12 protein-coding genes are annotated in these 13,922 nt (G+C 71.2%); 1 reads left to right on the forward strand and 11 read right to left on the reverse strand.

The annotated features are described in order from the left end of the window. Nucleotides 1–234 precede the first annotated feature (234 nt). Together P3L51_RS04555 and P3L51_RS04560 are read right to left on the reverse strand one after the other, a co-directional pair. On the reverse strand, nt 235–537 hold the full coding sequence (locus P3L51_RS04555; RefSeq protein ID WP_031231446.1) for a DUF3039 domain-containing protein: 303 nt from the start codon (nt 535–537) through the stop codon (nt 235–237). Between the two features lie 285 nt (nt 538–822). Next, entirely contained in the window at nt 823–1,383 is a 561-nt protein-coding gene (locus P3L51_RS04560) for a YqgE/AlgH family protein (RefSeq protein WP_354603725.1), read from the reverse strand. 285 nt (nt 1,384–1,668) lie between these two features. On the opposite strand from P3L51_RS04560, the gene murA reads away from it, so the two are divergent. Continuing rightward, entirely contained in the window at nt 1,669–3,009 is a 1,341-nt protein-coding gene (gene murA, locus P3L51_RS04565; RefSeq protein WP_354603726.1) for a UDP-N-acetylglucosamine 1-carboxyvinyltransferase, read from the forward strand. Nucleotides 3,010–3,102: 93 nt separating this feature from the next. Here the strand turns inward: murA and P3L51_RS04570 are convergent, their stop codons facing one another. The 9 genes from P3L51_RS04570 to P3L51_RS04610 all read right to left on the reverse strand — a co-directional run bounded on the left by P3L51_RS04570 (nt 3,103) and on the right by P3L51_RS04610 (nt 13,873). Next, complete coding sequence (locus tag P3L51_RS04570; protein WP_003954777.1) at nt 3,103–3,384, reverse strand: HU family DNA-binding protein; 282 nt, start codon at nt 3,382–3,384, stop codon at nt 3,103–3,105. Between the two features lie 270 nt (nt 3,385–3,654). Next, nucleotides 3,655–5,088 carry an NAD-dependent malic enzyme gene (locus tag P3L51_RS04575; RefSeq protein ID WP_354603727.1) on the reverse strand — a complete coding sequence of 478 codons (1,434 nt, stop codon included), beginning with the start codon at nt 5,086–5,088 and terminating at the stop codon, nt 3,655–3,657. A 363-nt stretch (nt 5,089–5,451) separates the two neighbouring features. Beyond that, on the reverse strand, nt 5,452–8,043 hold the full coding sequence (locus P3L51_RS04580) for a HelD family protein (protein WP_354603728.1): 2,592 nt from the start codon (nt 8,041–8,043) through the stop codon (nt 5,452–5,454). A 61-nt stretch (nt 8,044–8,104) separates the two neighbouring features. After that, the gene (locus P3L51_RS04585; protein WP_354603729.1) at nt 8,105–8,995 is read right to left on the reverse strand and encodes a zf-HC2 domain-containing protein; all 891 of its coding nucleotides are present in this window, start codon (nt 8,993–8,995) and stop codon (nt 8,105–8,107) included. Next, on the reverse strand, nt 8,992–9,624 hold the full coding sequence (locus P3L51_RS04590; protein WP_354603730.1) for a sigma-70 family RNA polymerase sigma factor: 633 nt from the start codon (nt 9,622–9,624) through the stop codon (nt 8,992–8,994). The genes P3L51_RS04585 and P3L51_RS04590 overlap by 4 nt, the downstream gene beginning before the upstream one ends. Before the next feature lie 136 nt (nt 9,625–9,760). After that, complete coding sequence (locus P3L51_RS04595; RefSeq protein WP_354603731.1) at nt 9,761–10,363, reverse strand: CGNR zinc finger domain-containing protein; 603 nt, start codon at nt 10,361–10,363, stop codon at nt 9,761–9,763. A gap of 179 nt (nt 10,364–10,542) precedes the next feature. Beyond that, complete coding sequence (locus P3L51_RS04600; RefSeq protein ID WP_354603732.1) at nt 10,543–11,070, reverse strand: GNAT family N-acetyltransferase; 528 nt, start codon at nt 11,068–11,070, stop codon at nt 10,543–10,545. A 165-nt stretch (nt 11,071–11,235) separates the two neighbouring features. Beyond that, complete coding sequence (locus tag P3L51_RS04605; protein WP_354603733.1) at nt 11,236–12,378, reverse strand: uroporphyrinogen-III synthase; 1,143 nt, start codon at nt 12,376–12,378, stop codon at nt 11,236–11,238. Between the two features lie 88 nt (nt 12,379–12,466). After that, the gene (locus P3L51_RS04610) at nt 12,467–13,873 is read right to left on the reverse strand and encodes a nitrate/nitrite transporter (protein ID WP_354603734.1); all 1,407 of its coding nucleotides are present in this window, start codon (nt 13,871–13,873) and stop codon (nt 12,467–12,469) included. Nucleotides 13,874–13,922 lie beyond the last annotated feature (49 nt).

A 13,922-nucleotide genomic window follows, 5' to 3' on the forward strand; every position in this document is an offset into this window, starting at 1 on the left:
TATGCCGGAGTCAATGGGTCGTTGAGCGTCCCGCTGGACACTAGGCCCGGCCCGGACGAACGGACAAGTGGTCTCGACCAATCGGTGATCAGGCACACGTGTACGCCTCATCAGCCGCGCGACCCATGCCTACCCGCTCACGCCCGGCGCACGCGAACGGCTCCGGTGCGCGCACCCGCGCGCCCCGGAGCCGTCGCGGCCCGTCCGGCGTTTTTCCCAGCCCTGGGACCTGTTCTAGCTCTTGCCCTTGCCGCTCTTGTCCTTGCCGCCCTTGTCCTTGTCCCCGCCGGGGCCCATGGACTCGTAGATCTCCTTGCACATCGGACAGACCGGGTATTTCTTGGGGTCACGCCCCGGTACCCAGACCTTCCCGCACAGTGCCACCACCGGAGTGCCGTCGAGGGCACTCGCCATGATCTTGTCCTTCTGGACGTAATGGGCGAAGCGCTCGTGGTCGCCGTCGCCGTGCGACACCTTCGGTGTCGGCTCCACGAGGGTGCCCGTACCTGCCCCGCGCTCGGGCTCAAGAGTGCTCATAACCGCCAAGGGTACCCACGCTCGGGCCATCCCGAGGGCCCCGGGACCCGGCACCGCGCGGCCGGCCGCTCACGCGCCGCGCCGACGCGGCGGGAGGAGGATGCCGGGGGCCACCGCCGTACCGCGCGGCATCATCGTGACACCGGCGGAAATCAGACACCGCGGTGTCGGGTGAGCGGGGTTTCGCGGCGCCGGACACACCGCGCAGGCGACCCCGGCACGGTACGGCGGCGAGCGAGGCGGGCGGCGGCGGCGAGGCAGCGGGGCCGGCGAGGCGGCGGCGTCTCAGTTGAGCGAGGGGTCGTCCGGATAGGTGGCCACCATGGCGAGTTCGCTGCGCTGCCGGCGCAGCACCGCGCGCCACAGGCTCTCCGGGCGCGGCGACGACACGTCTCCGGGCTCCGACTCGACCACGTACCAGGCGCCTTCGGTCAGTTCGTTCTCCAGCTGGCCGGGGCCCCAGCCCGCGTACCCGGCGAAGATCCGCAGCGAGCCGAGCGCCCGCGCGAGCAGCTCGGGCGGCGTCTCCAGATCGACCAGGCCGATCGCGCCGTGCACCCGGCGCCAGCCGAGCGGCCCCTCGTCACCGGGGATGACGGCGAGGCCGAGCGCCGAGTCCAGGGAGACGGGACCGCCCTGGAAGACGACGCCGGGGTCCCCGGCCAGACCGCCCCAGGACTCCAGGATGTCCCCGACGTCCACCGGGGTGGGCCTGTTGAGGACCACGCCGAGCGACCCCTCCTCGTCGTGGTCGAGCAGGAGCACCACCGCGCGGTCGAAGTTCGGATCCGCCAGGGCCGGAGTCGCGACGAGCAGCCGCCCTGTGAGCGAGGACACCTCGGTCATGCGAGACATGATCTCGCACATTCGCCTTCCGCGGGGCCCGCGCGGCAGAGTGTGCGTGATCGCAGCTCAGGCGCACGGCGGCACGGGGAGCGCAAGGACGCGCCGGGATGCGGTACGAAGTGGACACAAAGAGAAGGGTGACTCAACGCAAGGGGTGGCGAACAGAAAGTGTTCTGTCACCTTCCCTACGGCTCCAAGGTGCCCGATGCCTTACGGGAGAGGGGCGTAAGCCCCTTACCCTTTTGCTTTGGCCCCCTGTCCGACGACTCCCGGAACGCGAGATTCATGACCGGCACAGACGATGTAATGCTTGTCCACGGCGGAACCCCGCTGGAGGGCGAGATCCGCGTCCGCGGCGCGAAGAACCTGGTGCCGAAGGCCATGGTCGCCGCCCTGCTCGGCAGCGGGCCCAGCAGACTGCGCAACGTGCCCGACATCCGTGACGTACGGGTCGTCAGAGGGCTGCTCCAGCTGCACGGTGTGACCGTGCGCCCCGGTGAGGAACCCGGCGAGCTGATCCTCGACCCGTCGCACGTCGAGAGCGCCAACGTCGCCGACATCGACGCCCACGCGGGCTCGTCGCGCATCCCGATCCTCTTCTGCGGCCCGCTGCTGCACCGTCTCGGCCACGCCTTCATCCCGGGCCTCGGCGGCTGCGACATCGGCGGCCGGCCCATCGACTTCCACTTCGAGGTGCTGCGCCAGTTCGGCGCGACGATCGAGAAGCGCGCCGACGGGCAGTACCTGGAGGCCCCGCAGCGCCTGCGCGGCACGAAGATCCGGCTGCCGTACCCCTCGGTCGGCTCGACGGAGCAGGTGCTGCTGACGGCCGTTCTGGCCGAGGGCGTCACCGAGTTGTCGAACGCCGCGGTGGAGCCGGAGATCGAGGACCTGATCTGCGTGCTCCAGAAGATGGGCGCGATCATCTCGATGGACACCGACCGGACGATCCGGATCACCGGTGTCGACAAGCTCGGCGGCTACAACCACCGCGCCCTGCCGGACCGTCTGGAGGCCGCCTCCTGGGCTTCGGCCGCGCTGGCGACCGAGGGCAACATCTACGTACGCGGCGCGCAGCAGCGGTCCATGATGACGTTCCTGAACACCTTCCGCCGGGTGGGCGGGGCGTTCGAGATCGACGACGAGGGCATCCGCTTCTGGCACCCGGGCGGCCCGCTCAACGCGATCGCCCTGGAGACCGACGTACACCCCGGTTTCCAGACCGACTGGCAGCAACCGCTGGTGGTGGCCCTGACGCAGGCCGCGGGCCTGTCCATCGTCCACGAGACGGTGTACGAGTCGCGGCTCGGCTTCACGTCCGCGCTCAACCAGATGGGCGCGCACATCCAGTTGTACCGGGAGTGCCTGGGCGGCTCGGACTGCCGCTTCGGCCAGCGCAACTTCCTGCACTCGGCGGTCGTGTCGGGCCCCACGAAGCTCCAGGGCGCCGATCTGGTCATTCCCGACCTGCGCGGCGGTTTCTCGTACCTGATCGCGGCTCTGGCGGCGCAGGGCACCTCGCGGGTGCACGGCATCGACCTGATCAACCGCGGCTACGAGAACTTCATGGAGAAGCTGGTCGAGCTGGGCGCGAAGGTCGAACTGCCCGGCCGCTCCCTCGTCTGACGCTCCGTCCGTATCCGACGGACAGGCACGGCGGCCAAGCAGGAAGGGCGGCCACCCCGACCGGGGTGACCGCCCTTCCGCTTGGCCTGAGGGTTACTTGCCCTTGGCGGCTTCCTTGAGCTTGGAGCCCGCGGAGACCTTCACGCTGTAGCCGGCCGGGATCTGGATCGGGTCGCCGGTCTGCGGGTTACGAGCGGTGCGAGCGGCACGGTGGGTGCGCTCGAAGGTCAGGAAGCCGGGGATGGTGACCTTCTCGTCGCCCTTGGCGACGATCTCGCCAACGGTCTCGGCGAGGGCGGCCAGCACGGCGTCGGCATCCTTGCGAGTCACCTCGGCGCGGTCGGCCAGGGCGGCCACCAGCTCACTGCGGTTCATGTTGTTACTCCCGTGTTCTTCTTGCGTGTGAGGCGTGAGATCGAAGCCGATGCTGCCAGGACCCTCTGACAGTCCCTGTGACCGGGTCTGTCCTTCAGGTCTTCGCGCCCCAGTGGGGTATCCCCTGGACATAGTCCTTGAGAAAGCATCCTGCCCCCACCAGCGGCGGGAAAGCCAATCCGGGCCCTGAAACCCCCTTGGAGCAGCGGGCTCATGGTCCGCCACCCTAGAGGTGGGTTCACGGTGCCGCGAATCGCGACGCGCCGGGCGTCAGACGGACGTGGCGCCTGTCACAGCGCCGTCGGCGGCCTTGGCGGCGGTGCGTACGGCCCCCGCGACGGCTCCGGCGACCTTGTCGTTGAAGACCGAGGGGACGATGTAGTTCGGGTTGAGTTCGTCCCCGGTGACGACGTCCGCGAGGGCCGCGGCGGCGGCCAGCATCATGTCCGTGTTGACGGCGCGCGACTGCGCGTCGAGGAGACCTCGGAAGACGCCCGGGAAGACCAGGACGTTGTTGATCTGGTTGGGGAAGTCGGAGCGTCCCGTGGCCACAACTGCCGCTGTCTCGCGGGCGATTGTCGGGTCGACCTCGGGGTCGGGGTTGGCCAGCGCGAAGACGATCGCGCCGTCGGCCATGGCCGCGACATCCGAGCCGTCCAGCACGTTCGGGGCCGACACGCCGATGAACACGTCGGCGTCGACGACGGCCTCCTTGAGGGTGCCGGTGACGCCCTCCGGGTTGGTGTTGTCGGCGATCCAGCGCAGGGGCGATTCGGCCGCCGCGGACACCAGGTCGGCGCGGCCCGCGTGCACCACACCGTGGATGTCGGCGACGACGGTGTGCTTGACACCGGCCGCGATAAGAAGTTTCAGAATCGCTGTACCGGCCGCACCCGCGCCCGACATGACGACCCGTACGTCACCGATCGCCTTGCCGACGACCCGCAGGGCGTTGGTCAGCGCGGCGAGCACCACGATGGCCGTGCCGTGCTGGTCGTCGTGGAAGACCGGGATGTCCAGGGCCTCGCGCAGCCGCGCCTCGATCTCGAAGCAGCGGGGGGCGGAGATGTCCTCCAGGTTGATCCCGGCGAAGCCCGGCGCGATCGCCTTGACGATGGCGACGATCTCGTCGGTGTCCTGGGTGTCCAGGCAGAGCGGCCAGGCGTCGATGCCCGCGAAGCGCTTGAAGAGGGCCGCCTTGCCCTCCATGACGGGCAGCGCGGCCATCGGGCCGATGTTGCCGAGGCCCAGCACCGCGGAGCCGTCGGTGACGACCGCGACGGAGTTGCGCTTGATGGTGAGTCTGCGGGCGTCCTCGGGGTTCTCGGCGATCGCCATGCAGACGCGTGCCACACCCGGCGTGTAGATCATGGAGAGATCGTCACGGTTGCGGATGGGGTGCTTGGACTGCATCTCGATCTTGCCGCCGAGGTGCATCAGGAACGTACGGTCGGAGACCTTGCCGAGGGTGACGCCCTCGATGCCCCGCAGTTCCTCGACGATCTCGTCCGCGTGGCTGGTGGAGCTGGCGGCGATCGTGACGTCGATCCGCAGCTTCTCGTGGCCGGACGCGGTGACGTCCAGACCGGTCACCGAGCCGCCGGAGGATTCCACGGCCGTGGTCAGCTGGGAGACCGCGGTGCCGCTCGCGGGCACTTCCAGCCTGACCGTCATCGAATACGAGACGCTTGGCGCCGTTGCCATGACCGTGTTCCTCTGCTCTCACTGGCTTCACTTGCCGCACCACCTCGCGCCTGGCGCCCGGCGGGACCGTCCGATGTTCGCACCTACCTGCTGGTAGGCGGTAACGGGGGTGGAGGGCCGGACGAACAGCAGCGGGTCCGCGTCAGTGTGTGACGCGAACCCGCTGGTGTGAAGACGTATTCCGGTGAATGTCCGTGAACACTATGAAGGAAAAGGTGGCACCGACCCGCCATGCTCGCCTCGCGGCAAGTGGTCGCTCGAAGCGACGAAGGTTGGGCCCGGGGGCTTGGATCGAGCCGGTGCCGACACCAGGCTAACAAACCCTCCCGGAAAGTGATTCCCGTGCGCGAGCCGACTTGACGCTCAGTCCCTGAGGAGGTCCGGAACTCCCCACTCGTCGGGGTCGTCACGGTCCGCCGAAACGACCGTCAGCTGCTGCGTCGCGCGGGTGAGAGCCACGTACAGCACCCGCAGTCCGGCCGGGGACTCGTCGGCGATCTCCGCCGGCGAGACGACCACCGTGGCGTCGTACTCCAGCCCCTTCGCCTCCAGGCTGCCGAGCGCCACCACCCGGTCGCCGAGCCCCGCCAGCCAGCGCGCGGCCTGTTCGCGGCGGCCCATCGCGACGACCACGCCGATGGTGCCGTCGACGCGGTCCAGCAGGCGTGCCGCCTCCTCCCGTACGGCTCCGGCCAGGTCGCCGTCCCGTGCGGCGCTGAAGCGCGGCTCGACGCCCGTGGAGCGGACGGCGGCCGGGGACTCCATGCCCGGCATCGCGAGCGCGAGGACCTTGGCGGCGAGGGCCGCGATCTCGGCCGGGTTGCGGTAGTTGACGGTGAGGGTGAAGTGGCGGCGAGGGCGGTTGCCCAGGGCCTCGTCGCGGGCCTCCGCCGCCTCGTCCGGGTCCGACCAGGACGACTGGGCGGCGTCGCCGACCACCGTCCAGGTGGCGTGCCTGCCGCGGCGGCCGACCATGCGCCACTGCATCGGGGTGAGGTCCTGCGCCTCGTCCACGATGACGTGGGCGTACTCCGTGCGTTCGGCCGCCAGCCGCTCGGCGCGCTCGCGCTGCGTCTCCTCGCGCTGCGGCATCAGTTCTTCGAGCCCGGTCAGCTGGTCCAGCGGGTCCAGCTCGCGGCGCCCCCGCCGTCTGGGCGGTGAGCCGAGCAGCTGCTCCAGCTCGTCGAGGATCGCCACGTCGTGCACGGACAGCGGGCCCGTGCCGTCGGGGCCGGCGCGCCGCAGCGAGCGGGCCACCCTCCTGATCTCGTTCGGGTTGAGGATGCGGCGCGCCCAGCGGCCCAGGCGCCGCTCGTCGGCCATCGCGGCGAGCACGCCGCGCGCGGTGAGTTCGGGCCACCAGGCGTCCAGGAACTCGATGAAGCTGTCCTCGGTCGTCACGTCGTCGTCGAAGCCGGCGCGCAGCTCGGCGGCCAGTTCGGCGTCGCCCTTGGCCACGTGGTCCCCGGCCCGTGACGCGGCGCCGGACTTCGCCCACAGCCCGTCGAGCAGCATCTTGCGGGCGCGCGGACGCAGCAGGTTGACGGGCGCGGTGCCGCCGAGGACGGACTGTCTGATGCGGTGCAGCTCGTCGGATTCGAGCTCCAGCCGGCGGCCGAGCGCGACCACCCGCAGCCGGGTGGGTGTGGCGGCGCGCCCCGGTGCCGGGGACGTACCGCCGCGCGCGGCGCCGGTGGCGGCGTTGCCGCTGTCGCCCCGCGCCGTGCCCCGGTCGTCGTCGCCGAAGGCGAGCTGACCGGTGGCGGGCTGTCCGGCCGGTGTACGGCCGCCGCGCCCGCCGCGGCCTCCGGCGGGCGCCCGGTCCCCTTCCAGGGCCCCGCGCGCCGCCTTGCGCAGCACTTTCAGCATGCGTGCCGAGCCCTTGACGCGGGACACGGCGGGCTCGTCGTACGCGAGGGCCTCCGCGCCGTCCACGAGGGACCCGACCGCGCGGATGGCGACCTGCCCCTCCTCGCCCAGCGACGGCAGCACGCCTTCGGTGTACGCGACGAGCAGCGGCGTCGGCGAGACGACGAGGATGCCGCCCGCGTACCGCCGTCTGTCCTGGTACAGGAGATAGGCGGCGCGGTGCAGCGCGACGGCGGTCTTGCCGGTGCCGGGGCCGCCGGACACCTCGGTGACGGACGCGGCGGGCGCCCGGATCACCTGGTCCTGCTCGGCCTGGATGGAGGACACGATGTCGCGCATGGTGTGGCTGCGGGCCTGGCCGAGGGCCGCCATCAGCGCGCCGTCGCCGATGACGGGGAGCGTCTCGCCGTTCAGCGTGGCGGTCAGCTCCGGGCGCATCAGGTCGTCCTCGACGCCGAGGACCTTGCGGCCCTTGGAGCGGATGACCCGGCGCCGTACGACCCGGCCGGGGTCGACGGGTGTCGAGCGGTAGAACGGCGCGGCGGCCGGCGCGCGCCAGTCGATGACCAGCGGCGAGTAGTCGGAGTCGAGGACTCCGATCCGGCCGATGTGCAGCGTCTCGGCGATGTCGGCGGTGTCGTCGTCGCGTACGGCGTCGTCGGCGGGCTCGACGGAGGTGTACGCGCCGTCGGGACCCTTCTTGCCGTCCTTGCCGGGCAGCAGGTCGACCCGCCCGAAGAGGAAGTCCTCGAACTCGTTGTTGAGGCGGTTGAGATGGATCCCGGCCCGGAACACCTGCGCGTCGCGTTCGGCGAGCGCGCCGGGTGTGCCGACCTGGCCGCGTTTGGCGGCGTCGTTCATCAGGAACTCCGCCTCGTCGATCTTCTCTTCGAGGCGGCGGTAGACCTGGTCGAGATGTTCTTGCTCGATACCGATCTCGCGGTCACGGACGGAGTCGGCCCCCGCGGCGCGCGCGGGGTCCTTCCCCGTCCCGTGTACGGGGTCGCTTATGGCGTCGTTTCCCTTGTCCCGTACGGGATCGACAACCGATCCAGCGGATTCAACAGCGGCATCCTGCGCGGCCACCGAGGCCCCCTTCTGACGTGCACTGGGCAGCCGTCAACCGTACGCGAAGGGGGCGGGTATGTCAGGCCTCGACCTCCACCAGACGTTTGCCGTCGAATGTCCGGACCTCGAAGTGGTCGATGTCCTTGCGGTCCATGGCCGCGCCGCCGTGCACGTACAGCGGGTTCTTCGCGACCTCGTGCGTGCTGTCCGGGAGGCCGTAACCCCACTTCGGCACGGCCCACGAGGTGACGACCTCCTCCTCGCCGGTCTTGGACACGGCGACGAGGCTGCACTTGAGCGGGCCCTTGACGTTCTTCAGCTCCAGGGCCGCGTGGGTCCCCCAGCCCTTGCGCTCCATGCCGACGGTCGCGCTGACCTTGGTGACCGGGTCCGTCGCCTCGACCTTCTCCGGCATGTGCTGCATGAAGGCGTCCTCGGCGGGACTGGTGGGGTGCGGGTCCGCGGCCTGGTTGCTCGTGCCACCGTCACCGGAGGTGGCGACGACCGCGACGGCGGGTCCGCCGATGACCAGCACGGCGGCCGCGGCGACCAGATACATCGAGCGGCGCCGGCGCTTGGCGCGCTTGACCGCGACCTCGTCGACGAGCCGGTCGAGGAGCCGCGGGCTGGGCTGCACGGCGACGGCGGGCGACGGCGGCGGCTTCGGCGCGGCGGCGCGCCCGAACGGGGAAGCCGTCGGGGGCGCGGGGGCCGCTGACGGCTGTGCGAAGGGGTCGGACCGGCCGAACGGCGACGCCTGCCCGAACGGGTCCGGGTTGTCCGCCAGCATGGCCAGCATCGGCTCCATCCCCGCGAACTCCTCCAGATGGAGCGCGCAGATGTGACAGCCGGCGAGGTGCGCCTCGAAGGCGGTGGCGTCGGCTTCGTCCAGAATGCCGAGCACGTACGCCGCCGCCGCGTCGTGCGCGGTCGTGCCGTCGCCCTGCCCGGACTGCTCGTACGTCGTCATGCCGAGACCCCCCTCTCCTCCAGAGCGAGCTTCATGGAACGCAGTGCGTAGAACACACGCGACCGCACGGTGCCACTGGGTATCCCGAGCGTCTCGGCGGCCTCGTTGACCGTGCGTCCCTTGAAGTACGTCTCCACCAGGACTTCCCGGTGGGCGGGGGTCAAATCATCGAGGGCATCCGAGAGCGTCATCAGCCACAACGCCTTGTCGATCTCGTCCTCCGCGGGCATGACCTCCAGCGGCGACGGATCGACCTCCTGCGGCCGGGCCTGCCGGCTGCGGTGAGCGTCGATGACGATGCGTCGGGCGACCGTCACCAGCCAGGGTCGGACAGAGCCGGTCGCCCGATTGAGCTGACCGGCGTTCTTCCAGGCACGGATGAGCGTCTCCTGCACGACGTCCTCGGCCCGTTGGCGGTCACCCGCGACGAGCCGCAGGACATAGGCGAGCAGAGGTCCGGCGTGTTCCCGGTAGAGGGCTCGCATCAACTCCTCGTCCGGGACGGAGATGTTGGTGCGCTGTGCCTCGCTCCGGTGCCTGGCCCGGTGAGGTCGGTCATCGGCCACGGCCGCATCCTTGCGCACCTGAACCTCCCGGGTCGAGACCTTGAGATGGCTGCTTGTTCCCATCACTGGTGACTTACGAACCGGTTGGGAGATGCACTCAACGGTGCGGCGAATTCTTTCAAGATCTTTTACGGGAGGGCGCCGGGGTGCCGGGAACGTCCCCGCGCGGGCCCCGCCTCAGGTCAGGGCGGCCCCGGGGTCAGGCGCGGGCGACCGCGGCCCGGCGCCGGTGCCTGGCGACCCGCTCCCTGTTGCCGCACACCTCGCTGGAGCACCAGCGCCGGCGCCGCCCGCGCGAAGTGTCCAAATACACACGCCGGCAGCTGTCGCCCTCGCACTGCCGCAGCCGCGCCCGCGCGACCGGGTCGGTCAGCAGGTCCACGGTGTCCCTGGCCACGACCGCGAGCAGCGCGCCGCACTCCGGCTCGTCGCTCAGCGTCCGGACGAGGCCGCCGCCCGGCTCGCGTACGGCCCTGATGCCCGGCGGGGCGCCGGCGGCGATGGCGTTGACGCGCTCCAGCGCGGTTGCCGCGTACCGTCCGTCGATCTCGGCGCGCACCAACTGGCCGACGCAGTCGCGCAGTTCGGCGAAGCGCTGGACCCAGCCGGTGTCGACGCCGCCGAGAGGGGTACCCAGGGGTACCAGGCCGGAGCCGGTGAGCCACCGGCCGAGGAGTCCGGCGTCGTCACCCCGCGGCTCGTCGTCGAACCCCTTGGGGGCCGGTTCCCCGGTGGCCACCAGATCCAGGCAGACGCGCCCGGAGTCGAATCGCCACTCGTACGAGCCCACGCCCGTAGTCATGTGCCTGCCACCGCCTCGGTCACGTCCTGCCGCATTCTCCCCAGAGTGCATGCCCCGGAACGCGTCCGGAACCCCTCCGGCGACCCCTCACTTGAACCGCGGCCGGTGAATTCTCCTGCCGGCGGGGAACCCGGGCCCCCGGAATGCCCTCTTACGCTTTTACGGTGCGGTGTCCGGCTTCACGGTGCCGTGTTCGGCGGCCCGTCGTGCAGGATCCGCTGGAAGAGGTGGTGGTCGCGCCACGCGCCGTCGATGTGCAGATAGTTCGGCGCCGTCCCGATCAGCTCGAAGCCGCATTTGCGCAGGACCCGTTCCGATGCGGTGTTGGACGGCACCGTGCTCGCCTCGATCCGGTGCAGCCCCAGATCCTCCAGAGCCGCCCGGCAGATCTCCTCGACGGCGCGGGTGGCCAGCCCGCGCCCGGTGTACGCGGCGTCGATCCAGTAGCCGAGACCGGCGCTGCGGAACGGCCCGAGGACGAGCGTGGAGAGGGTGGCCTGGCCCACGACGTCACGCCCGTCGACGAAGTGCCAGCGCAGGGCGGAGGGGTCGGCGAGCAGGTGGGTCTGCGCCTCCGGGGTGTAGTAGTCGGCGGTGCGGTGCGGCGAGCAGGGACCCATGTGGTCCCTGTTACGCAGGAGCGCCTCGGCGAGAGGGCCGGCGTCTGCCGCTCGCGCGGGCCGGAACGGAAGGGAGTCGTTGACCATCCGATTAAACTAGACGGCTTGGTTCCGGTTCGGTACCGCAGCGGTGACCCCGATCGACGGACGGTCACCCGGCGCTGGTCACACGTCCGCCCGGGGGCACACACGCCGTACGCCCGCCCGTCCCCGTACGTTCACCCGCCGCACGCGTTCACCCGCCCCGTACGTTCACGCGCCCCCGTACTTCGAACCGGCCGCCGGGTCCAGCGCCAGCCGGTAGCCGCGCTTGACGACGGTCTGGATCAGTTCCGAGGCCCCCAGTGCCGCACGGAGCCGGGTCATGGCCGTCTCGACGGCGTGCTCGTCGCTCCCCGCGCCCGGCAGGGCCCGCAGCAGATCGGCCCGCGAGACCACCCAGCCGGGCCGCTTGGCGAGCGCGTTCACCAGGGCCATCCCGGCGGGCGGTACGGGTCTCAACTCGCCCTCCAGCAGCACCGCGTGGCCACGGATCTCGAAGCGCCGGCCCGCGACCGTCAACGTCCGTGTACGGCCGGGCAGTTCGAGGCAGAGAACCTGAACGAGCGGGCCCAGGCGGAAGCGTTCGGGCTGGACGGTGTCGATGCCGTGCTCCTGGAGCGGCAGGGCGGTGACGGGCCCGACGCAGACGGCGAGCACGTCGTGGTGAAGGGCCTCGACCAGGCTGTCCAGCAGACCGCGCTCCCGGGCCCGGGAGAGCAGCGAGGCGGCGGCGGGCGCGCTGGTGAAGGTGACGGCGTCCAGGGTGCGCGCCACGGTCGCCTCGATGAGCCGGTCGACGGGCGCGATGTCCTCCGGCGGCATCCAGCGGTAGACGGGTACGACGACGACATCGGCGCCCCCGGCCCGCAGCGCCTCCACGAAACCGGGCAGCGGCTCGCCGTGCAGCTGGAGCGCGACCCGGCGCCCCTCGACACCCTCGGTCAGCAGCCGGTCCAGCACCTCGGCCATGGACTCGGACTCCGGCGACCACTCCTCGGTCAGCCCGGCGGCGCGGATCGCGCCCTTCACCTTCGGCCCGCGCGCCAGCAGTTCGGTGCCGCGCAGACAGTCGAGCAGGTTCTGGCCGTGGCCCCAGCCGTCGGCCGCCTCCACCCAGCCGCGGAAGCCGATCGCCGTCGTCGCGATCACCACATGGGGCGGGTTGCCGATCAACTCCTTGGTGGCGGCGAGGAGTTCGGTGTCGTCGGAGACCGGCACGATGCGCAGGGCGGGGGCGTGCACGACGGCGGCGCCGCGCCGGGTGAGCAACGCCCCCAGCTCGTCGGCGCGCCGGGCGGCGGTCACCCCGACCGTGAATCCGGCGAGGGGGCCGTGCTGCTGCTGATCGGACATCGTCTTCCGTCCCGCTCTCTTCGTCCGTACGGCTCCGAGGCGGAGCCGGGCGCACCGCAGATCCCGGCTCGCACCTCGACGTACCGCCTCACACCTCGGCGTAGTCGAGCCTGCGCCGTACGTCGGCCCCGGCTCCCGTGTCCGCCTCCGTCGCCGGTCCGGCCGCCTGCTTCCGAAGGTATACCGCCCAGGTGAGCGCCGAGCACACGGCGTAGAAGCCGAGGAAGGCGACGAACGCGGCGGTGCCCGTCCCCGCCGCCCCCTGGAAGGACTGCCGGAAGGCGAGGTTGACCCCGAGCCCGCCGAGCGCCCCGACGGCCCCGATCAGCCCCATGGACGCGCCGGAGAGCCGGCGCCCGTACCGCGCCGCCGCCTCCCCCGTCATGCCCCTGGCCAGCGCCTTCGTCTGGAAGATGCCGGGGATCATCTTGTACGTGGAGCCGTTGCCGAGTCCGCTGAGCAGGAACAGCGCGGTGAAGCCGACGAGGAAGACGGGCAGCGACCCGGTGACCGAGGCGAAGATCACCACGCCGGTCGCCGCCGCCATCCCGGCGAAGTTCCACAGGGTGATGCGGGCGCCGCCGTGCCGGTCGGCGAGCCTGCCGCCGAGCGGCCGTACCAGCGAGCCGAGCAGCGGCCCCGCGAAGGTCAGCGAGGCGGCCTCCAGGGGCGTACGCCCGAACTGTGTCTGGAGCACCAGCCCGAAGGCGAAGCTGTATCCGATGAAGGAGCCGAACGTCCCGATGTAGAGCACGGCCATGATCCAGGTGTGCCGGTCGCGTACGGCTTCCTTCGCCGCGCCGGTGTCGTTGCGCACCGGCGCCAGGTTGTCCATGAACAGCGCGGCGCAGACGGCGGCGGCGACGATCAGCGGGAGGTACACCGCGAGCACGATCCGGGGGTACGCGGCGCCGGCGGTCCCGATCACCAGGAGCCCGACGAGCTGCACGACGGGCACGCCGACGTTGCCGCCGCCCGCGTTGAGGCCGAGCGCCCAGCCCTTCTCGCGCAGCGGGAAGAAGGAGTTGATGTTGGTCATGGACGACGCGAAGTTCCCGCCGCCGAGCCCGGTGAGCGCGGCGACGGCCAGGAACGTGGTGTACGAGGTCCCCGGCTCCATCACCACGTAGGCGGCGCCGGTCGGCAGGAGCAGCAACAGGGCGCTGACGACGGTCCAGTTGCGTCCGCCGAAGCGGGCGACGGCGAAGGTGTACGGGATCCGTACGAGGGCGCCGACGAAGGTGGCCGTGCCGATGAGGAAGAACTTCCCGGCCGGGTCGACGCCGTACTCGGGCCCCATGAACAGGACCATCACCGACCAGAGGGTCCAGATGGAGAACCCGATGTGCTCGGAGAGCACGGAGAAGAGCAGATTCCGCCGCGCGGTCCGGCGCCCGGTCCGCTCCCAGAAGCCGGGGTCCTCGGGATCCCAGTGCTCGATCCATCGCCCCCTTCCGGCGCCACGTGCCGCATCGGTGATCGTCGGGCCAGTCATCGCGCCTCCACAGACGGTGCGGTTCGGTGACTCCCGACGGTAGGGACAC

It is taken from the genome of Streptomyces panacea (assembly GCF_040560175.1).
Classification (GTDB): domain Bacteria; phylum Actinomycetota; class Actinomycetes; order Streptomycetales; family Streptomycetaceae; genus Streptomyces; species Streptomyces panacea.